Genomic DNA, 21,558 nt, shown 5'->3' on the forward strand with positions numbered 1-21,558 from the left:
TAGATTAAATAATATTGACTTCTCTTTCCAGGTGAATACCAAATTTATCTACGACACTTTCAATAATGCGCTGTGATAAAGCCAGTATCTCACTTCCGGTGGCTTGTCCGTAATTAACCAGAACCAAAGCCTGGTTTTTATGCACGCCGGCGTCTCCCATCCGGTATCCCTTCCAGCCGCATGATTCGATTAGAAATCCTGCTGCTACTTTAATATGGGTTGCAGCCAGGGCATTCTCTGGGGGAAGACTATATGCCGGAACCGTTGGATATAAAGCCTTTAACGCTTCAAACTGCTCAAGGGGAATACTTGGATTTTTAAAGAAACTCCCGGCGTTGCCGATTTCCTTTGGATCCGGAAGTTTTCGCTGGCGTATCCGGATGACCGCCTCGGATATGTCCTTGATAGAAGGCTGGGTCTTATTTAGGGTAATACCTGCATTGTTCAATTCCTCTTTGATCGCACCGTATTCTAAATGCAGAACTGGTTTTTTGGGGAGCCTGAAGGTTACACTTAGAATGATAAACTGTCCTTTAAGCGCTTTTTTAAAAATACTTTCCCGGTAGCCGAACTGACAATCCGCATTGGTAAACTGCCTGATCGTTTGATCGCTGATGCGCATGGCTTCCAATTCAAAAAAATGGTCTTTGATCTCCACGCCGTATGCCCCGATATTTTGCATAGGGGAAGCCCCTGCCAGACCGGGAATCAGACTCAGGTTTTCCAGGCCGGGATAACCATGCTGTACACAATACTGCACAAAAGGATGCCAGGGCTCTCCGGCTGCGACCTTTATGTAATAATATTTTTGATCCTGTTTTAACAGCTGTATGCCTTTTAAGTTGTTTTTTAAAATGAGTCCTTCATAATCACCCGTGAAAAGGACGTTACTGCCGCCACCCAGGACATATAAGGGGGTATTCGCGTGTTTTTTTAGAATGGTAGAAAGCGCTGCCACATTGTCAAATGCCTGAAATTCGCTGACAGTGGCACTTATGCCAAAAGTATTATAGGGTTGGATATTAAAATTTTCGGTTAATTGCATCTAACTGCATTGTTTTTTGCAAGGCAAAAGCCGGTTAATTAATAAAATACCACCATACACCCATTCTGAGCCACAGTGCCTGGCCGGGCATATTTGGGTTGACGTAATTATAATGGTTAAAGCCAAAGGTATTATTACTGTAGTCCATGGTATTGAGATTGGCGAGTTCACCAAAGAATCTAAATCGTTTGATCCGAAAATTAATATAAAAGGAAATATCCGGCCGGTTACTGATCCTTGTTTGATCCTGATAATAAAACTGCCCGGTAAAAGGGGAGTAACTGTCAGCCTTGTAAGGGGAAACATAGCGAATATCAATGCCGGTGGAAAGATAAAGGTTATTGTAAAAATGGCCTTCAAAAGCGATACGGTTCCTTAAAATGAGCAGGGGCAGATTCAGTGGAGCCTCACCGGCTCTTTGCTGTACATTTGCATCCAGATACCAATGGAAGAATTTGCCCAGACGGGTATGTTTTTGAGCCCCGACCTGTAATACATTAAAGAGGCTGCTGGATTGTGCAGCCGTAAATATATCCTTGAAATACGTGTAATTGGAAACAAAATAATAGTTACCGGTCAGACTTAGTCCGAGTGCAGGAAGATAATAGCTGGCGTAGGCTCTGGAAATATTTTCTTTATTCAGGTCACTGACACCAATGACCGGAAAATCAGAATGGGCATGATAGCTGACCTTGGAGGTATCGGTTGTAAAGGCGCCTTCATTGCCGGCATTATAAATAAAAGAAGGCGTCCGGTTGACATTCATAAAGCCTAGTTCCAGGCCGCCTAGTTTTTCCCCGAAATCTCTTCTGAGGCTGCCCTGAACATTATAGTCTCCACTGTAATTGCCGGCCAGATAGAAGTTGCCCGCTAGCTGGATATTCCATTTTTCATTTTTAGACCGGTTGCGGTATTCTGCACCAACAAAGATATTGTTATAATTAATTTTGTAGTTATCGCCCAGGCGTCCATTTAGCATCTGCAGGTCCCCATGCAATTTTAAAAATTGATTTTTATTTTTTTTATCCGGATAAGTATAAATGGCGAACTGGTTGGTTAGATCCTTCCATTTGTCCTCAAATAAAATAGTATCGGTGGGTACGATAAAATTATAATAGTTCAGATAGTCATCGGAGGTGGGATTGTAATCATGGTAATTATATCCATGGGTGGTATAAGAAATCGCATGCTCCAACCTTAACCTGGGATAAAACTGATAGTAAGTAACTGTATCCTGCACGACAGAGTCTTTTTGTCCAAAATCGAAGGATTGCCTGAGATATAAGGAAACGTCTGTAAATGTGTTACCGGTCACCACAGTTGCATTGAATGGGTTGCTGGTAGATGTATTACTATTGCCCAGTTTTACACCAGCCTGGAAGGGATCGCCTAAGGAAAGGTCTTTTAACTGATCCGGGTCCACCAACCCGCCATTGGTGGCCGTTTTTAGGCTATTGCGAATAAAAATCAGGTTAGAAGAATATCTTTTATTCGTGCTCTTCACAGAAATATTAGCCCTGAGGTTGCTATTGGCATCGTTTTGATTCTTAAAAGATCCAGGGGCATTTAACAACCGATATTCAAAGGTAAAGTTAACATTTCGGTTGCGGTTCTGGGTGTGGAGCAAATCAATATATTGTTCCCCTTTGCCGCCCAGCATGTAGCCCAGCTCAGAATAGGGGCGTGTAGAGGTAAAGTAACGGGTATTTTTTAAGGTGAACCGGGCGTAATCCATACTATGCATTCCCTCATCCCATCCAGGCTTCATATAGGGTTTGAATAATAAGGATTGAGCAGGTGAACCTATATTGCCTAAATCATTATAGGTATAAGGTAATTGCAGTCGGGTATTAAAATCATTGATGGAACTGTCCATATGATGATCTAAGGTAGAGTCAAAATAACGGTAGCTGATGGTAATGGAGTCCTCGAATTTATCCCGCATTTTGAGCGAATCATTGCCTCCTTGATTGGGCGCTATAGGACGGCCCTGGTTATCGGTCTGATAAGTCTGATTTTCGTCCGTTACCTGCGCCCGTAGTGTACCGGTTATCATAACCAGTATCCAGGCCATAACAATTATGGGCACGGTCTTGCATAGGAGGGGGGATACCTCGTTCCTTCTGTATTTATTTATCTGCATGGATCAGTCATCAAATCTTTAGAGTGTCGCCCTTTGTTGCTATTTACCTTTTGCTGCATTGATTGATGGCAATGTTTTGCACTGCACATTTGTCTTTAGTGTTAAACGGAAAGTTCATCATATTCTTGCCCCAGCCAGGTTTGTTTTTTGGAGGGGAGCAAAATGATACGCAAAGTAGAATCATTGGTAAAATAACTGATCATCCAGTTGATAAAAACCAATAATTTATTGCGAACGCCCAAAATTAACATCAGATGCAGAAACATCCATATTAACCAGGCCAATCTTCCGTGAAAATGCAGTTTTGGCAGATCCACCACCGCTTTGCGTTTACCAATGGTGGCCATCGTGCCTGGATTTTTGTAGGTAAATACGGTGGGTGTCCGGCCTTTTAGTATAGCCTCAAAGTTCTCAGATAGATGCGCGGCCTGTTTATTGGCCACATGGGCCAGCTGTGGCTGTCCCTTGGGCCAGTCCTTGGTCTCTAAATAAGAAATATCGCCTATTGCATAAACGTCATCTAAGCCTTTTACTTGATGGTATTCGTTGACGATCAGTCTGTTACCTCTAGTAATGCATTCTTTTGGAATGCCAACAGGTACATTGCCAATAACACCTGCGGCCCAAATTAGCGTTTTACTGCGGATCTTGGTCCCATTTTCCAGTGTAACTACTTCGCCATCATAATCTGTTACGTGAATATTGGTCTGGATTTTAATCCCCATCTCTTCTAAGTAGCGCCTGGAATTTTTCTGCGATTGTTCGCTCATGGAGGATAAGGTGCTGGGGCTGCCTTCAATCAGGTTGATCCCCAAGTTACTGAAATCAATCAGAGGATAATCCTTGGGCAGCACCTTGGATTTCATCTCTGCCAGGGCGCCGGCCAGCTCTACCCCCGTAGGGCCACCGCCCACGATGGTAATATTATTATAGGCCTCTTTGTCTGCAGGTGTTCGGGCGGATAATGACGCCTCAAAATTCAGTAGGATCTTATTGCGCAAGGCAATGGCCTGATTGGTGGACTTCATTGGGAAGGCATACTGTTCAATATTTTCGTTGCCGAAAAAATTATTGGTACATCCAGTAGCAATGACCAGGTAATCATATTCATAGATATTGTGTCGGGTAAAGACTTTTTTGGCCCTGGTGTCAATTTGGCGGATCATCCCTACTCTCACATTGACATTGCGTTTACCTTGGAATATTCTTCTAAGGGGAAAAGAAATAGCCGTTGCCTCCAACCTGGCCGAAGCCACCTGGTAGAATAGGGGCTGGAATTGATGAAAATTATGGATATCAATAAGGGTGATGTGGTAATCCGCATTATGCAGTTTTCTGGCTAACTTCAGTCCGGCAAACCCGGCTCCTATAATAACAATTTTTTTCTGCATATGTATATACTTTAATTACCCGTAAATAGAACCTAAATAAAGGTGCAATTTACCCTATATGTGGCAATTATAGTATAACTGATCCGCTAAATTTGTCCCATTCTCATGCGCAGGACAACAAAAGCCAGTATTATTACTGTTATGATGATGATAATGGCGACGATAAACCAAAATATCGGACTAGCCTCGAAAATATTTATTTTGCGTGCGCCGCCTGTTTTTTTCTCCAGGGCACGGTTAACCCGTCCGGTTTGCCGGTAGATTTCCTTAGTTGAACTAAATTTACTGAGCCCTTCCAGCGCGTCCTGCAAAAAAGGATCCTGCTCATCTGTTTTCTCGTCATGACCCTCAGCCATACCACCATTGTTAACAGCGTCCAATTTGTCTTGGAGCCATTTGTCCAGGTCTTTTGTACTGGCGTTGGCGGATATTTTCTTTTTTTCAGCCATTAGGCGGGTCGTTTTTTATAATATAGTTTTTTAGGTTTCTTTTGCCATTTTGAATATAACTTTTCACCTGGTCTCCATTATATCCCGTCCGGGTCACAATCTCCTGATAAGAGTGGTTTTCCAGGTAATACAGTGAAATACAGGTTTTTTGCGCTGCATTTAACTGCTCTAGTGCCGATTGCAACTGCTCCAGTAATCGTTCTCTGGTTTGGAGCCCCTCGGGTACGCCTTCTGATTGAATATTCAGCAATTCTTCTTTGAGCTCCTCTATGCGGGTTTGTTTATTTTTTCGGATATGCATCAGGCAATGGTTTTTAGCCACTGTATAAAGCCAGTTCTTAAAATTAGTGATTTTATGGCGGCTGAGCGTTTGTAATACATGAAAAAATATCTGTTGGGTGGCATCTTTGGCGGCTTCAGGATCGCCCAGATACTTCATCGTTACCCCTAAAACCAGCACGGTATATCGTTCAAGTAAGATTCCAAGCCAATAATTATCCTGACTCTGCATATATTTGCTGAGTAGAAAGTCATCATTGTATTTTTCGTGATGTTGACGCAAAGAGAAGAATCTTTTTTATTTAGATGCATTTTAAATGGAATTTCCATAAAATGTTTTATTGAAAAAACGGCTTCTTAGGCTAAAATTAGCCATTTATAATTAATTATTAGTGAGAAATTTATGTTTCACGTTATCGGTATAACACCTATTTCACCACTTAGACTGGCGCCTAGCCACCGCGCTGAGATGGTCAGTCAATTATTATTTGGAGAAATGGCAGAATTGCTCAATAGGGATGGGGATTTTGTTCAGGTCAGAACCGTTTTTGATCAGTATGTTGGTTGGGTGCAAGCAAGTCAGGTAACGGATGTATTGGAAAGCTGGCTGGAAAAATCAAAAATCCTGGGGTATATAGACTGCGCCACTACAATAAAGTTTGCCGGTGGGCCCATGCTGATCTATCCGGGTACACCGATCTGGAAATGCCAGACCTTGGCTGGGATAAAAGTGGATTACGGAGTATTGCCCAGCTTAAAACCCAAACACAAAACTAAAAGAAGCCTGCAAAAAGCTGCAATGGCTTATATGAACACGGCTTATCTCTGGGGTGGGAAGACCACCGCAGGTACAGATTGCAGCGGTTTTGTGCAGCAGGTTTTCAAGTTATTTGGAACCGATTTGCCAAGAGATGCCTATCAGCAGGCGGCGCATGGAGAGGTGATTGGCTTTTTGGAAGAATCCATGCCCGGAGACCTTGCCTTTTTTGATAATGAGGAAGGAAGCATTACGCATGTTGGGATTTTACTGGCGCCCAATAAAATTATCCACAGCTCAGGACAGGTCAGAATTGATATGATCGATTCACAGGGAATCAAACAAAAGGCCAGCGGAAAACGAACTCATTTTTTGAGGATTATAAAAAGAGTTTGGTAGAAGTTTGGTCGGTAAATATTTCCCCCTTATCTTTGCAACCCGTTTGGGAAACAAGGTGTATCTGAAGTGCGTAACACTTGATAATGCACCGAATAGAACAAATGGCAGACATAGCTAAAAACATAGCTAAAGACATAGCTAATAAGGGTTAGAAAAGATCAAAAAAAGTTTTGATTTTGGAATAAGAAAGCCTTTAAATAAGCGCGAAATAAACGAATTCAAGGAGTTAAACTCCATATTTGATAAAGACTATATCGCGAGGTAGAGCAGCGGTAGCTCGTCGGGCTCATAACCCGAAGGTCGGTGGTTCGATCCCGCCCCTCGCAACAGCCGAAAGGGAAATTATAGCAAATGCTAAATTTAGTAAGCTCCACATAATGTGGAGCTTTTCTGTTTTTAGGGCATTTTTTTCCGGTCGCTGCCACCTATAATATTCTTTTTTATGCTTTTTTCGTTCGGTATTAAAATTCTACCTTTGTGTTTGGTAACGGTTCATTAATTTTTGTTTAAATCACCTTCATGAAATCTGGGTTCGTCAATATATTTGGGAAACCAAATGCCGGTAAGAGCACTTTGCTCAATGCGCTGTTAGGCGAGAAGCTGGCAATTGTCTCCAGTAAGGTTCAAACGACCAGACACAGGATCAAAGGTTTTTTGAATAAAAAAGATGAGTACCAGATCATTTTATCCGATACACCTGGCATTATTGAACCAAAATACAAGTTGCATCAAAAAATGATGGGCAATGTTAAAAGTGCCCTGGAGGATGCGGATGTAGCTGTATTGCTCGTGGATATACAAGATGACTTGCAGCAATGCGCTGAACTATTTAACGCATTGAAACTCAGGGTTCCTTGTATTATTGCCCTCAATAAAATTGATGTAGCAAGTCCAGAAAGGGTTAAAGAGGCCAAAGCGTTTTTCGCCGAGTTGCCTTATTGTAAAAAAGTAGTGACGCTTAGTGCATTAAATCAAAAGATATTTGAGAAGCTAACCCGTGCTATTGTGGAGCTGTTGCCAGAAGGCATGGCTTTTTATGATGAGGATGAACTCACTGACCTGCCCACAAAGTTTTTTGTGGGAGAATTAATCCGTGAAAAAATCTATCAGCTTTTTCAAGATGAGATTCCCTATCATACAGCTGTTATGGTCAATGCTTTTAAAGAAAAACAAACGCTGACAAAGATACAGGCAGATATTATTGTTCAACGAGAAACCCAGAAGATGATTCTGATCGGAGAAAAAGGTAAAATGATCAAAAAGATCGGAACGCTGGCCAGGGAAGACATTGAAAAGTTTCTTGAACAAAAAGTGTTTTTAGAGTTATTTGTCAAAGTGCGTCCAAAATGGCGAGAAAATGATGCCCAGCTAAAAGAATACGGGTATAATTAAGCTGGGTTAAATGCCCCTGTTTTAACATCTAAAGGATAAGGAAACAGGCATTTATAAATGAGAAGCCCAGGCAAATAATAAGTACATAATAAGCATATATTAAGCAGATAGAACCTAATAATTAATTTAGAAAACAGCTCAGGAAAAAAGTCGGGGTATTTACAACAAAGCCGGCGTTGATTGGTCCACACAAAAATAAATTTATGAGTTATACAGTCGCGATAGTAGGTCGTCCCAATGTAGGGAAAAGTACGTTTTTCAACCGCCTGCTGGAGGAGAGAAAGGCCATAGTGGATGATGTCAGTGGCGTTACCAGAGACCGTCAATATGGTGTAACGGAGTGGAATGGCCGCTCATTTAATGTAATAGACACCGGTGGATTTGTTCACGGAACTGAGGACGTTTTTGAAATAGAAATCTGCAAACAGGTAAAAACTGCTATTGATGAGGCGGATGTGATTATATTTATGACAGACGCAGCTACCGGGATCACTGATCTGGATGATGCGATGGCCAATATGCTTAGAAGGACCACCAAACCAGTGCTTGTTGCAGTTAATAAAGTGGACAACAATAACCGCTATTTAGAGGCTACAGAGTTTTATATTCTGGGCTTTGAAAAAGTGTTTTTTATTAGTTCCATGAGTGGGAGCGGGACAGGAGAATTACTGGACGCCGTAACAGAAATGATGGGACCACAGGCAGAAGATTCTGCTGAAAAAACAGATCTGCCCAAAATTGCTATTATCGGGCAACCCAATGTGGGTAAATCCTCACTACTCAATGCCCTGACCGGTCAACAAAGAACCATTGTCAGTGAAATTGCCGGTACGACCAGAGATACCATCCATACCCATTACAATCTCTTTCAGAAAGAATTTGTACTGATCGATACTGCGGGCATCCGTAAAAAAAATAAGGAAAAGGATGATTTAGAGTTTTATTCTGTGATCCGTGCTATCAAGGCTATGGATGAGGCGGATACCTGTCTTATGGTCCTGGATGCCGAAAAAGGCATAACGGCTCAGGATATTAATATATTTTCACTGGCCGCCAGAAAGGGCAAAGGAATTGTGCTACTGGTCAATAAATGGGATTTGATTGAAGATAAGGATACCAATACGGCCAGAGATTATGAGAAAGAACTTAAAAAGCGCATCGCGCCTTTTAATGATATTCCTATTGTCTTTATCTCTGCCAAAGAAAAGACCCGGATTTTCAAGGCGATAGAAATTGCACTGGAAGTCTGTGAGAATAAAAAGCAAAGGATTGCCACCAGTAAGCTTAATGACATCATGCTTAAAGCCATTGAATCCTATCACGCTCCGGTGGTTAGAGGTAATTCTATTAAGATTAAATACGTCATGCAATTACCAACGCATGTCCCGTCATTTGCCTTTTTGCGAACTACCCGGATGATATCAAAACACCCTATAAAAATTATTTAGAGAATCAATTGCGCAGTCATTTTAATTTTAAAGGTGTGCCGGTCCGGATTTTCTTTAGAAAGAAATAACAAAGTGGCCATGGCCGCCGTTTATTAAATAAAGTACCCTGCCCAAGCTGTATCATCCACAGCGGGCAGGGTACTTTATTTGATGGAAAAAGGATAGGTTGTGGTGGTTGTGATTCTTGTGGTTGTACGGCGCTGGCACCGTACGACGCCAATAAGAGGCGAAGGGTCAATGTACTTTATTGTTTAAAATCATGTATTTATCTGTCTGATATATGGCATTAATCATGGGTTCGTAATGGTTTTTAATGGAATCCGTGATATGAACCGGATGGTTATTGAACATATTAAACACCTTGGGTTTTTGCTGACGGTCGACATCATAAAAATAATACAGCGAATCCTGAATCAGACCAATCGTAATATTACTGGGATCGTAGATAAACACGCCGTTATGATCCGGATTTTCCCGCATATGAGGACTCATCAGATCACGTCCCATGGTCGTGTTTTTATAAGGTAACTTGGCCAAACCAGCGACGGTTGGCAAAAGGTCTATCTGCGAGGCGTAACTATCTATTTCGGCTGGTTTTATCAGGCCGGGTGCATAAAACAGCAAGGGGACATGCATATTTACCAAAGAACCATTGGTCCAGGCGTCTGGATAATATTTAGAAGCGTCCCCTTTGGTGCCGTGGTCTCCTACAAATACAAAGATAGTATTTTTAAAATAGGCCTCTTTTTTGGCTGCCTCTATAAAATGCCGATAACAATAATCCGTATAGCGGAAGGCATTGAGCTCTGCAAGGCTGGTAAAACCATTGGCCAGTATTTCTTTTTCCGGTACATTGACCAATTTAAAACTGTCTTTATCTTCATCCGGGATGGTATACGGCCGGTGGTTATCTGCTGTCTGGATGACGGCAAAAAAGGGCCCTTTTTTCTTTGAAAAGTCCTGATTGGCCCTGGCGAAGATATGTTTGTCAGAGACGCCCCATACATTGATTTTTGGGGCATCATAATCGGGTTGTTCAATGGTTTTCAGGCCCGGAATATTATTCTCCAAAAGACCTCTTATATTGGCCCAACTAAGACTGCCGCCAATATAATAGCTTTTGTCGTAGTTTTTAAAAGCCTGTATAATGGTATGCTGATTGACGGCACCCGGGTTGCGGCTGGAGGTGGAGTTGCGCTCCACATCGGGAAGACCGGTCACCACGGCCCAGACACCTCTGGCTGTTCCCACCGATGGTGAGAAGCAGCGGGTAAAAAATAAACCTTGCTTAGAGAGGGAATCAAAATAAGGTGTGGGATTTAGGGTGTTGCCCGACATGGAACTCTTGACATAACTAAAAGACTCACAGATCACCACCACGACATTGGGTGGTTGCAGGGAAGGCGTATCTGGTGTAATGACTCTTTCATAATTAAGCGTATTTTGATCCGGATTTTTTATATCCAGAAAATCCACCATTTTAGCGTAATTTTTTCTGACCGCTTCCTTGTCAAAAGAAACATTAGAATGCTGTAGGGTACTAAAAAAACTCTGAAAAGGGTTGAGCGCCATATTGGAGGCATAATCACTGCCCAGGGTAAAGGCATCACTCCACCTGAGTGGATACTGCCCCAGTCGCCCGAAAATAAAAAAGGCCAGTAAAAGGAAAAAAGCGATACCGGTACTGATACGGAAAGGTTTTTCTACCTGAAAGTTCTGATTACCAGCAGCTTCCCATCTTCTTTTTACCCAACGATAGGAAAGCCGGATAAACCAGTGGAGTAAAAAGGTGCCTATGATCAAAGTAAAAAGTATCCAGAATACCGGATAAGTCTCCATGACCATCCCAAAAGAGGCATCCTCTTGCAAATATTCCAGCACACTGGCATTCAGACTGGCGCCCAGATAGGCAAAATAGGCGAAGCCGGCGATATAGATAAAAACAAAAAGAAATGTGAATATTCCCCAATAAATAAAGGCCGCTTTTTTCCCTGCGGTTTTCTTAAAAGGATGTAGTGCGGGAATCAGGGATAAAAGAAAGCCTACGAGCGCCGCTACGCTTACCACACGTAGGTCATAGCGCAACCCCAAAAAGAAAGCTTTGCCCATGGGATGATCGATATCCAATGCAGGTTTGGGGAAGACATTCATCTCTATGAGCCGCATAACAGACATGAGCAGGATAAAAAATATGCTAATTATCAATAACCATTGGATAGAACTTGGTATTTTTATGCGCTTCATGAGCTGATTTTTGGCTCCAAAAGTAGTAAATTTTTAAACCTCCGCTAATAAATGATATTTTCCTACTTTGAAAATTTTGATAAATATCTTTTTCTGAAAATAAATACGGTCTGGACCAGTCCAGTGCTGGATGCCATTTTGCCTTGGTGGCGGGATAAAAACACCTGGATCCCTTTATATATCTTTCTGGCGCTTTTTGCCTTTATTAATTTTGGTAAGAAGGCATTGCCCTGGTTTTTATTTGTGCTCGCCACTGTAGCTATTATGGATCAGCTCAGTAGTCATTTTTTAAAAGAATATTTTGACAGGGTCCGTCCTTGCAATGATGTGGTCATGCGCCTAAAAGAAAGATTTCTGGTGCGTCACCGGCCACAAAGCGGAAGCTTTCCTTCCTCCCACGCAAGCAATCATTTTGCGCTTGCGCTTTTTTCTTTCTAACGCTCAGGCGCTATTTTGGCAAATGGGTCTGGCTATTTATCTTTTGGGCAGCGACCATTTGCTATGGGCAGATCTATGTAGGGGTGCATTATCCGACAGATATCATAGGGGGGGCCTACTAGGCTCGGCTGTTGGAACAGGCATGTACTTTTTGTTTAACCGTTTTTTTAAGATGCCTGTAGTGCCAGCACCACTATCAGATGGACAGCTCAAAAAGACGCATTTGGCAGACGCTCAAAAGGACAGGGTTGAAGATCAGACTGAATTACCAGCCATTGCCCCAGCTAAAACACTACCTAAAACGACCCGGTTATGAAAATAGCATTATGGTCTGTGGGTAAGGCACATGACCGGCAACTATCAGCCGCCATAGAGGATTTTACCACGCGCATACAAAAATATTATCCGGCCGAGTGGCAAATTATTTCCCCACCCAAAAATGCAGCGTCCCTGGATAAAGCAACTTTAATCAAACAAGAAGGGCAGCTGATTTTAGCGCAGCTGCAGCCAGCAGACTATCTCGTGCTGTTAGATGAAAAAGGAAAAATGTTGTCCTCGCCCGCGCTGGCGGCTTTAATTGCCCAGCGAAGCGTGCAAAGTACCAAAAGGATTGTATTTTTGATCGGTGGTGCTTTTGGGGTGGATCAAGCGGTAAGAACGACAGCCCATTTGGTGTGGAGTCTTTCTGATCTGGTATTCCCGCATATGCTGGTGCGCCTGATCCTGGCCGAACAAATCTACAGGGCCTGTAGTATCAATCGGGGGGAAAAATACCATCATGTATAAACCAAAAAGAGACCACCAATAGAATATATTTAAATTTAAATCTAAATAAAAAATAGGACTGCCAAAAGGCTATAGGTGCGTGCAGTCTGTCCCAACTAACCAATTATTATGGAGCATATAAGTGTGACCCTTATCATTATTATCATTACCTGTATCGTCTCTTTCAGGGCCTTTTCCAATGAGGTATTGATGAGCAAGTTGATTTTTTACCCGCCCGCCATTAGCGAACAGGGACAGTGGTACCGTTTTTTCAGCTGTGGACTTATTCATGGTGATTTTGGTCACCTGGCTTTTAATATGTATGCCTTTTATACTTTTGGCATCGCTGTGGAAAATAACTTTGCTTATATCTTTGGCAGCGGCCTGGGTAGATTTTTATATGTTCTGTTATATGTATCTGCTTTAATGGTTTGCTTATTACCGACCTATGTCAAACATAAAAATAACAGTGCCTACCAGAGCCTGGGTGCCTCCGGGGCGGTGTCGGCGGTTGTCTTTGTCAGCATCCTTTTGATGCCAACCGCTGAAATCGGTCTGATTTTTATCCCGTTTTTAAGCCTGCCTTCTTTTATATTTGGGGCGATTTACCTGATTATCACAGCCTGGCTGGATAAAAGAGGCAGCTCCAGAATTAACCACTCCGCCCACCTGTACGGTGGTCTTTATGGGATTGGTTTTGCCATAATCGCCTGTCAGCTGTTGTCCCATTTTAATATTCTGGCCCAATTTGTACTCAGTGTCAGAAGTTATTTTCAGATCTGACCCAGCGCTGACACGGAGTAATTTAATTTTCCCGGGGATAGATAAATGCACGGTTTACCGGTTCCATACCGATTTTTGGATAATAATCCACTGCACTAGGGGCAGCCACCAGTAAAAGCATGGACTTAGGCCCAATAGCCTGCCTGGTCCGGGCGACTAATTCCTTGCCTATGCCCGCGCTTTGGTAAGGCTTACTGACGGCCAGATCTGAAAGATAACAGCAATAACAAAAATCGGTCAGACTGCGGGCAATGCCTACTAATTGATCCCCGTCCCATGCACTGACGATCAGATCTGCCCTGGCGAACATGGTTTTAATCCGCTCAGGATCCTGGGTAGGCCGATTGATGGCTGAGCTATTAAATACGTCGATAATGGCGTCAACAGCGATCTCTTTGGTTAGGCTATAATGAATGGCCATGGTAATGGTAAATGTTTTGGGTGAAATAAATAATGGTCCTTTACCACTTCAAAATTAATTAATTTGAAAGACCTCCCCTTAAAATTTTTAGTAACAAGTGGTTGTTTGTTTTGGTGTGTTTGCACTGTTTTTTTAAGGGTTAGCGGCCCTTTATTTGTCTTTCCCGTAGAATGCCAGTAATTTTGACCACCTAATAACTATGTTGACAAAAAGAATCATTCCCTGCCTGGATATAAAAAATGGCAGGACCGTAAAAGGGGTTAATTTTGAAAGTCTCAGAGATGCCGGTGATCCGGTTGAACTGGGTCGGTTTTATGCTGATCAGGGGGCTGACGAACTGGTGTTTTTAGATATCACCGCCACGGTAGAAAAAAGAAAAACTTTAAGTGAGTTGGTCAGCAAAATTGCCCGGCATATTAATATACCTTTTACGGTAGGTGGCGGCATCAGCTCAGTAGCCGATGGCCGGGTACTCCTTAATAACGGCGCTGATAAAACATCAATTAATTCTGCGGCCTTTAAACGGCCCGAACTGATCACAGAAATGGCAGACGCCTTCGGCAGTCAATGTGTGGTACTGGCCATTGATACTAAAAAGGAAGCCGATGGCAAGTGGTATGTCTATTTAAATGGCGGACGGCTAAAAACAGAAGTGCTCTGTGAAGACTGGGCGCAAAAAGCAGTGGCGCTGGGTGCAGGAGAAATTCTTTTGACTTCTATGAATAATGATGGTACCAAGCAAGGATTTGCGCTGGATATAACAGCGCAGCTGGCAAGGACCTTACCCGTACCGGTTATTGCCAGTGGCGGTGGCGGCACCATAGAACATTTTATAGATGTATTTAAAACAGCGCATGCAGATGCGGCGCTGGCTGCCAGTATCTTTCATTTTAAGGAAATTGAAATCGGTTACCTGAAAGAACAGCTGGCAGCTGCCGGCGTACCGGTCAGAAGATAATAAAGATGATAAAAGCAAGGTAAATAGCCAAGATAAGAAAATATAAAAAACAAAGCATGGAAATTAATTATGCAAAATATCCCGATGGTCTGGTGCCTGCGATTGTACAGGACGCTAAGACCAGCAAGGTGCTGATGTTGGGCTTTATGAATGAAGCGGCCGTAAACCAAACCAAGGAGTTGGGCAAGGTTACTTTTTTTAGCAGATCCAAAAACAGGCTCTGGACAAAAGGTGAAGAAAGTGAAAATTACTTGCTTTTTAAAGAGATGAAAGTAGACTGCGATCAGGATACAATTCTGATTAAGGCTGTCCCTTTGGACCGGTCTGTCATACAGGTGCAGATACTTGTTGGGGGAGAAAAACGAATGTGGCAGTTTTCTGGTAGCATTAGAAAATATCATCCAGCAGCGGAAAACTTCAGGAGATGAAAAGTCCTATGTTAAAAGTCTTTTTAATAAGGGTATCAATAAAATCGCTCAGAAAGTAGGAGAGGAAGCGGTTGAAGTCGTAATCGAGGCCAAAGACAGTGATGAAGGCCTCTTTTGAATGAGAGTGCTGATTTGCTTTTCCATTACCTGATTTTATTAAATGCAAAAGGATACAGGTTGGAAGACGTATTGCAGGTGCTGCGTAAGCGCCACGATCAGGCTGCCGGGAAGTAATGCATGCAGGAAGGCTATAAGCGGAAAATAAGGGTCGCAGTAGCGCTTGGCGAAAATTTAATTCATGCTAAATGTAAACCTGGTTACTATTTTCGCATTATCCAGCATTATTGGCCAGAAATCAGGCCGAAGGGGTGGCACTTACGTGAAAATATTTCGGTCATTAGTTATATTTAGCATGGCCTGGCTTTTGTTGATGATTACGTCTAATATTTGAATATTTAGTTTTGATTCATGAATCATACAAAAACAGCTTTATTGGCCTTTGTTTTATTTTTCCACCGTTTTTTAAAAACGCCGGGTAAAAAAATGGGTAAAACGTCTGGTAAAACGCTATATACACACCTGGGAAAATTAACGCTCTTGGTACTGTTAAGCTTTATTGCGGTTACACTCCAGGCGCAAAACATGATGACGGAGCTGAGTGACAGCGCAGAGCTGGCCTGGTATAATCAGCACTTTTCCAGACTGGAAGACAGTGTTACCCACTATCAGGAAGCCATAAAGCAACCTCAGGTGCCGGCCCAGCGCAAGGCGAATCTGAGGGCCTATCAAAATGTCTTAAGTCATTACAGAGCCGCCATGCGCCGGTTCGTATTGAAACATAGAGATCAGGACACTGGCGCCAAAGCACTTTTGATTAGTTGCTTTAGAGAAATTGAGATCAATCAGGATACGTTACATAGTCTGGCTGGGCTTTTACAAGGAAATGGCGCTAACAATAGCTATGCGGCGTATCTGCGGCAGGAATTAAAAGGTAGGGCCAATAATCAGGTCGGGCAGGCTTTTATTGACTTTGTGCTGCCTGATGACCAGGGGCACATGATCGCAACCAAAGCGTACAGTGGAAAATACGTATTGGTACTTTTTTGGGCTAGCTGGTGCGGTCCGTGCCGGGCAGAAATGCCTTCCTTTCTGGCTGTTTATCACCAGTTCAAAGACCGTCCGCTAGAAGTAATAGCTGTCAGCGTAGATACAGATAAAGCGTCCTGGCTACGTGCCAAAAAACAAGACCGGACAGACTGGATCAATGTTTATGACGGACAGGCCTGGAATAGCCCGGTTGTTCGTAACTATGCCATTCACCGTATACCTCAAAATATACTCATTGGGCCGGAGGGTAAAATAGTGGCCAAAAATATTTCCGCCCAGGGTTTATTGAAACTGATGGCCAAATCGGGTGCTATGGCCCGGTAATGGATAGACGGCCCGTCAGATCCTCTCTCTCTCAGTGTGTAAATCCTGAATAAACCTTATCTTCGTGGCCCTAAAAAAGAAATCATCAATTATATGTATCGCTCACATACCTGCGGTGAATTAACACTGGCAAATATACAACAGGAAGTTACCCTATCGGGATGGGTACAAACCATCCGTAAATTTGGATCCATTACGTTTGTGGATCTCAGAGACCGCTACGGACTGACACAGTTGCTTTTTGGAGAAGCCTTAAATGAACAGCTGGATCAAACGCCACTGGGTCGTGAGTTCGTGCTTCAGGTCAAAGGAAAGGTGGCCGAGCGTTCCAATAAAAATAAGCAAATTCCGACCGGTGAAATTGAAATACTGGTGGAAAGCTTTACTGTTTTAAACAAATCAGCCGTGCCTCCATTTACCATTCAAGATGATACAGATGGTGGAGAGGACCTGCGCATGAAATACCGTTATCTGGACCTGAGAAGAAACGCGGTTAAAAAGAACCTTCAGCTGCGTTATCAGGTGAGCCGTTCTGTTAGAAATTATCTGCACGATCAGGGCTTTATGGATATAGAAACACCTTTTTTGATTAAATCAACACCAGAAGGGGCCAGGGACTTTATTGTGCCTTCCCGGATGAATGAAGGGGAGTTCTATGCCTTGCCACAATCCCCGCAGACCTTCAAACAACTGTTGATGATCAGCGGGTATGATCGATATTATCAGATTGTCAAGTGTTTCAGGGATGAGGATTTGCGGGCAGATCGTCAACCGGAATTCACCCAGATTGACTGCGAAATGGCTTTTGTTGAACAAGAAGATGTGCTGCAGATGTTTGAAGGGCTGATCCGCAAGGTTTTTGAAGATGTCCTGGCAAAGCAGTATACAGAAGAGATTATTCGCCTTAGCTGGGAAGAGGCCATGTGGCGTTATGGCAATGATAAGCCAGATATCCGCTTTGGCATGGAACTGGCCAACTTAAAATTTCCAGCCCATACTTTTCCGACTAAACCTGCCGTTGAGGGCATTTTTGAAGGGGTTGACTTTAAGGTTTTTAATGAAGCTGAAACGGTTGTGGCGATCGCCGTACCCGGTGGAGCCGAATATACACGCAAAGAGCTCGATGAATTAACGGCCTGGGTTAAAAGACCGCAGATTGGTATGATGGGACTGGTGTATATCAAATGCCAAAGCGACGGCACTTATAAGAGTAGCGTTGATAAATTTTATGACAGCGACCGCCTGAGCATTATCGCCGGTAAAGCAGGTGCGGTAGCAGGTGATTTGGTATTGATCCTGGCTGGTAAGGAGGAGCGTACCCGTAAGGCGATCAGTGAACTACGCCTGGAAATGGGCAAACGTCTCGGGCTGAGAAGAGCAGATCAGTACAAACTGTTATGGGTCCTTGATTTTCCGCTGTTTGAATATGCGCCTGAAGAAAACAGGTGGGTCGCCAAACATCATCCCTTTACCTCTCCCAAGCCCAGTGATATTGAGCGCATGATTGGCAATGATCCTAAAATCAGCGATCCGGAAAAATATTTGGAACATCCTTATGCGAATATTAAGGCCAATGCATATGATATGGTCTTAAATGGTAATGAAATCGGTGGCGGATCGATCCGTATCTTCCAAAAGGAATTGCAGGAGAAAATGTTTGCTGCCTTGGGGATGGACGAAAAGGAACAGCAGGAGAAATTTGGCTTCCTGTTAGGCGCCTTCCAATATGGGGCACCACCGCATGGCGGCCTGGCCTTTGGCTTTGACAGGCTTTGCGCCCTACTAGGTGGCAGTGAGAGTATCCGTGATTTTATTGCTTTTCCTAAAAACAACAGTGGACGGGATGTTATGATTGATGCGCCCTCTGGTGTAGACCAAAAGCAACTGGATGAATTAGCGCTCAAGTTGGCGCCGGGCAAGCCTTAAAAATGCAAAGTCAGACGGGATAAGTACCTGAATATATGCAAGTTGTAAATAGGCTATCCCAAAAACAACCTTATAGGGCAGCGCCCTTTGATCATTTGATCAAAGGGCGCTGCCCTATAAGATACGCTACATATTCAAGGTAAAGCACGGCTACTGCTAAAGCTGCTTGATATCATAAATAGGAATAGGCGGATCAAAAGACTGCCCACTTTCAGGTTTATCATAGAGCAGCATAACAATGTCCATACCCCGCACCACCCGGCCAAAGGCAGCGTATCCTAAATGATCCGGATTATTCGCGCCCCCCGAATCATAGCCTGGCTGATCACCTATCACAATAAAGAATTCAGAATTTGCCGTACCGGGCGCTTCTCTGGCCAGCGATATGGTGCCTGTTTTATGCAGGATGCCGGTACGTTTGGTAGATTCATGAGGAATACCTTTGAGTGTACGGAGTTTGTCTGGGTTTGTCTGCCAGATGCCCCCTTGGATAAGTTCCGCTTTGGGCGCATCTGAGGCCTGATTATCACTATTTAGCACCCGATAGAAACTGGAATTCTTGTATAATCCCTGGTGCACGTATGAGAGAAATGCCTTACAGGTTGCCGGTGCCTTGTCGGGATAAATCTCTACTTCTATATCGCCGTACTTGGTCTCAATTAATACGTGCGGATGAGCATACTGATGACCGCAACTGGCCAGGATAATGGAAAATAATAAACCGGTTAAAATTCTTTTTGCGGGAAGGGATATTAAAGTCTTCATCATTGCTTCAACTAATCTGTGGCTATTTATTAATAGAGTAAGTCTTCTTCTTTTTTTGCTTTCTTCTTGCTGTTTTATTTTAAAACAATGGCTGCCAGGGGCGGTAAATGAACTTTCACAAGGTAATGTTTGGCCTTTTTATCCAATGCTTCCATGGGTATTTCTGTGTTATAAACATTGCCTGACCCCCAATAAAGCTCCTTATCAGAGTTAAAGATCTCTGTCCATTTGTTTTTGCCGTATAGTTCCAACTCAAAATTCCAGTGGACTTCCGGGCGCATGTTTAAGATAATGACTAGATCATCTTTGCTTTTAAGGCCTTTTCTTTTAAAGACGATGATGGCCTGGTCTTCATGATGCAGATTTACCCATTCAAAACCTGCTTTATCAAACTGTTTTTCAAAAAGAGCGCCTTCTGTCCGGTATAAGAGATTCAGATCACTGACACATTTTTTCATGCCCTGATGGCTGGGCCACATTAGTAGTGACCAGGGCAGTTCTCCTTTGTAATTCCATTCCTGGGTGGCAGCGATTTCATTTCCCATGAAAAGTAGTTTCGCGCCCGGATGGCAAAACATATAAGTATACAGTAGCCGCAGATTGGCAAATTTTTGCCAATCGTCCCCCGGCATTTTATAAATCATGGGACTTTTACCATGAACCACCTCGTCATGGCTTAACGGCAACATAAAGTTTTCGTTATAAAAATAGGCCATGGAGAAAGTGAATTCATTTTGATGATAGGGGCGGTGCGCGGGTTCCCGCTGAAAATACTTAATTGTATCGTGCATCCAGCCCATCATCCATTTCATACCAAAGCCCATTCCACCCTGATAGGTTGGCCGGCTGATACCTGGCCAATCAGTTGATTCCTCAGCTATAACCTGTATAGTCGGAAAATCCCGGTAAAGCGTTTCATTTAGAAGTTTGACAAAAGCGATGGCTTCCGTATTGCCGTTACCCCCAAATTCATTGGGTTCCCACTGTCCTTCTTCTCTGCTATAGTCCAGACGCAAAATAGAACTCACCGCATCTACGCGCAGTCCATCAGCGTGATACTGCTCACACCAGTAATGGGCACTGGAGAGTAAAAAACTTCTGACTTCTCCCCTGGAATAATTAAAAATATATGAGTTCCAATCTGGATGGTATCCTTTTCTGCTATCCGCATATTCATAAACATTGGAACCGTCAAAAAGATAAAGACCGTGTGCATCTCTTGGAAAATGGGAGGGAACCCAGTCCAAAATAACACCGATCTGCTCACTATGGAAAGCGTCTATGAGCTTCATAAAATCTTCCGGTGTCCCAAAGCGACTGGTGGGCGCAAAATAACCGACACCCTGATAGCCCCAACTGCCATCATAGGGAAATTCCATAACCGGCATAAATTCTACATGCGTAAAACCCATTTCTTTTACATAAGGAACAAGTAAATCGATCATATTCAGATAGCTGTTATAGCTATCTTCATTGTTAGGATCCGGACGCATCCAACTACCTAGATGCACTTCATAAACAGAAAAAGGCGCATTCAGACTATTGACTTTTTTTCTTTTGCGCAACCAGTCATTATCTGTCCAAGGATATTTAGGCTCATAAGTGATGGTGGCCGTAAGCGGTCTTTTCTCCCAGTAACAGGCATAAGGGTCTGCTTTGTCCAATACGGCTGATTCTGGTGTGATAATGCGGTATTTATAGAGTTCTCCCATTCCTACCTCAGCAATAAAGCCCTCCCAGATGCCGGAATTGTCCTGGCGGACAATTAAGGGGTGGGCATCACTGTCCCAGTTGTTAAAATCCCCTACGACTCTTACACTTGCAGCGTTGGGTGCCCAGACGGCAAAATAAGTGCCCCTGGTGCCCATGACCTCAATTTGATGATTGCCAAGCAAGTGATGCATGCCACAATGGATTCCCTGCTGGAAAAGCGTAATATCCTCATCTGTAAACAACGAATAGTTCCAAACGGATTTGCTGCTGTCCACAAAATAACGTTGTTCATATTTTATTTTAGTAGGAGTGGGCATGGAAATTGTCAATTTTTAAGCAATATACAACATTCCAGAGGAATAAAATTGTTGTAACTAAGGCGA

General features: G+C 43.1%; 19 protein-coding genes, 1 tRNA gene and 2 pseudogenes. 13 read left to right on the forward strand and 9 right to left on the reverse strand.

Features of this window, described 5'->3' with window-relative positions; all coding sequences use genetic code 11:
- Positions 1–4 precede the first annotated feature (4 nt).
- From murB to FSB73_RS15435, 5 genes are all read right to left on the reverse strand, one after another.
- Positions 5–1,045 (reverse strand): UDP-N-acetylmuramate dehydrogenase, encoded by a 1,041-nt coding sequence (gene murB, locus FSB73_RS15415; protein ID WP_146784114.1) that lies wholly within the window; start codon positions 1,043–1,045, stop codon positions 5–7.
- Positions 1,046–1,079: 34 nt separating this feature from the next.
- Positions 1,080–3,119 carry a putative porin gene (locus FSB73_RS15420; protein WP_158639574.1) on the reverse strand — a complete coding sequence of 680 codons (2,040 nt, stop codon included), beginning with the start codon at positions 3,117–3,119 and terminating at the stop codon, positions 1,080–1,082.
- A 170-nt stretch (positions 3,120–3,289) separates the two neighbouring features.
- Positions 3,290–4,579 (reverse strand): NAD(P)/FAD-dependent oxidoreductase, encoded by a 1,290-nt coding sequence (locus FSB73_RS15425; protein WP_146784120.1) that lies wholly within the window; start codon positions 4,577–4,579, stop codon positions 3,290–3,292.
- A gap of 86 nt (positions 4,580–4,665) precedes the next feature.
- Positions 4,666–5,028, reverse strand: coding sequence for a hypothetical protein (locus FSB73_RS15430; RefSeq protein WP_146784124.1), 363 nt, complete (start codon positions 5,026–5,028; stop codon positions 4,666–4,668).
- Positions 5,021–5,590 carry an RNA polymerase sigma factor gene (locus FSB73_RS15435; protein WP_225974057.1) on the reverse strand — a complete coding sequence of 190 codons (570 nt, stop codon included), beginning with the start codon at positions 5,588–5,590 and terminating at the stop codon, positions 5,021–5,023. The genes FSB73_RS15430 and FSB73_RS15435 overlap by 8 nt, the downstream gene beginning before the upstream one ends.
- Positions 5,591–5,710: 120 nt before the next feature.
- On the opposite strand from FSB73_RS15435, the gene FSB73_RS15440 reads away from it, so the two are divergent.
- From FSB73_RS15440 to der, 4 genes and pseudogenes are all read left to right on the forward strand, one after another.
- Entirely contained in the window at positions 5,711–6,463 is a 753-nt protein-coding gene (locus tag FSB73_RS15440; protein WP_146784127.1) for a C40 family peptidase, read from the forward strand.
- 255 nt (positions 6,464–6,718) lie between these two features.
- Positions 6,719–6,790 (forward strand) — tRNA-Met (locus FSB73_RS15445).
- A 192-nt stretch (positions 6,791–6,982) separates the two neighbouring features.
- Positions 6,983–7,855, forward strand: a complete 873-nt coding sequence (gene era / locus FSB73_RS15450) for a GTPase Era (RefSeq protein WP_146784130.1) — start codon at positions 6,983–6,985, stop codon at positions 7,853–7,855.
- Positions 7,856–8,058: 203 nt separating this feature from the next.
- Positions 8,059–9,371: pseudogene (gene der / locus FSB73_RS15455) on the forward strand (ribosome biogenesis GTPase Der).
- Between the two features lie 166 nt (positions 9,372–9,537).
- Here the strand turns inward: der and FSB73_RS15460 are convergent.
- Positions 9,538–11,547 carry an LTA synthase family protein gene (locus FSB73_RS15460; protein ID WP_146784133.1) on the reverse strand — a complete coding sequence of 670 codons (2,010 nt, stop codon included), beginning with the start codon at positions 11,545–11,547 and terminating at the stop codon, positions 9,538–9,540.
- Positions 11,548–11,811: 264 nt separating this feature from the next.
- Between FSB73_RS15460 and FSB73_RS27685 the strand changes: the two are divergent.
- The 4 genes and pseudogenes from FSB73_RS27685 (at position 11,812) to FSB73_RS15480 (ending at position 13,533) form a co-directional block, all read left to right on the forward strand.
- A pseudogene (locus tag FSB73_RS27685) lies at positions 11,812–12,107 on the forward strand (phosphatase PAP2 family protein).
- Positions 12,108–12,157: 50 nt separating this feature from the next.
- Entirely contained in the window at positions 12,158–12,301 is a 144-nt protein-coding gene (locus FSB73_RS27690; RefSeq protein ID WP_394344796.1) for a hypothetical protein, read from the forward strand.
- Positions 12,298–12,771 carry a 23S rRNA (pseudouridine(1915)-N(3))-methyltransferase RlmH gene (locus tag FSB73_RS15475; protein WP_146784140.1) on the forward strand — a complete coding sequence of 158 codons (474 nt, stop codon included), beginning with the start codon at positions 12,298–12,300 and terminating at the stop codon, positions 12,769–12,771. The genes FSB73_RS27690 and FSB73_RS15475 overlap by 4 nt, the downstream gene beginning before the upstream one ends.
- A 108-nt stretch (positions 12,772–12,879) precedes the next feature.
- Positions 12,880–13,533 (forward strand): rhomboid family intramembrane serine protease, encoded by a 654-nt coding sequence (locus FSB73_RS15480; RefSeq protein WP_225974058.1) that lies wholly within the window; start codon positions 12,880–12,882, stop codon positions 13,531–13,533.
- A 22-nt stretch (positions 13,534–13,555) separates the two neighbouring features.
- On the opposite strand, the gene FSB73_RS15485 is transcribed toward FSB73_RS15480, so the two are convergent.
- Entirely contained in the window at positions 13,556–13,954 is a 399-nt protein-coding gene (locus tag FSB73_RS15485; protein WP_146784143.1) for a GNAT family N-acetyltransferase, read from the reverse strand.
- 199 nt (positions 13,955–14,153) lie between these two features.
- Between FSB73_RS15485 and hisF the strand changes: the two genes are divergently transcribed.
- The 5 genes from hisF (at position 14,154) to aspS (ending at position 18,697) form a co-directional block, all read left to right on the forward strand.
- Positions 14,154–14,912, forward strand: a complete 759-nt coding sequence (gene hisF, locus FSB73_RS15490) for an imidazole glycerol phosphate synthase subunit HisF (RefSeq protein WP_146784146.1) — start codon at positions 14,154–14,156, stop codon at positions 14,910–14,912.
- Between the two features lie 56 nt (positions 14,913–14,968).
- On the forward strand, positions 14,969–15,340 hold the full coding sequence (locus tag FSB73_RS25215; RefSeq protein WP_225974059.1) for a phosphoribosyl-AMP cyclohydrolase: 372 nt from the start codon (positions 14,969–14,971) through the stop codon (positions 15,338–15,340).
- On the forward strand, positions 15,261–15,458 hold the full coding sequence (hisE, locus tag FSB73_RS25220; RefSeq protein ID WP_225974060.1) for a phosphoribosyl-ATP diphosphatase: 198 nt from the start codon (positions 15,261–15,263) through the stop codon (positions 15,456–15,458). Before FSB73_RS25215 ends, hisE begins: the two co-directional genes overlap by 80 nt.
- Before the next feature lie 350 nt (positions 15,459–15,808).
- Entirely contained in the window at positions 15,809–16,771 is a 963-nt protein-coding gene (locus tag FSB73_RS15500) for a TlpA family protein disulfide reductase (RefSeq protein ID WP_146784149.1), read from the forward strand.
- Positions 16,772–16,864: 93 nt separating this feature from the next.
- Positions 16,865–18,697 (forward strand): aspartate--tRNA ligase, encoded by a 1,833-nt coding sequence (gene aspS, locus FSB73_RS15505; protein ID WP_146784152.1) that lies wholly within the window; start codon positions 16,865–16,867, stop codon positions 18,695–18,697.
- A gap of 156 nt (positions 18,698–18,853) precedes the next feature.
- Here the strand turns inward: aspS and FSB73_RS15510 are convergent, their stop codons facing one another.
- A complete protein-coding gene (locus FSB73_RS15510; RefSeq protein ID WP_225974061.1) occupies positions 18,854–19,465 on the reverse strand; it encodes a peptidylprolyl isomerase in 612 nt (203 codons plus the stop codon).
- A gap of 71 nt (positions 19,466–19,536) precedes the next feature.
- Positions 19,537–21,492 (reverse strand): 1,4-alpha-glucan branching protein GlgB, encoded by a 1,956-nt coding sequence (glgB, locus tag FSB73_RS15515; protein WP_146784155.1) that lies wholly within the window; start codon positions 21,490–21,492, stop codon positions 19,537–19,539.
- Positions 21,493–21,558: the final 66 nt, after the last annotated feature.

The organism is Arachidicoccus ginsenosidivorans (genome assembly GCF_007971385.1).
In the GTDB taxonomy this organism is placed as follows: domain Bacteria; phylum Bacteroidota; class Bacteroidia; order Chitinophagales; family Chitinophagaceae; genus Arachidicoccus; species Arachidicoccus ginsenosidivorans.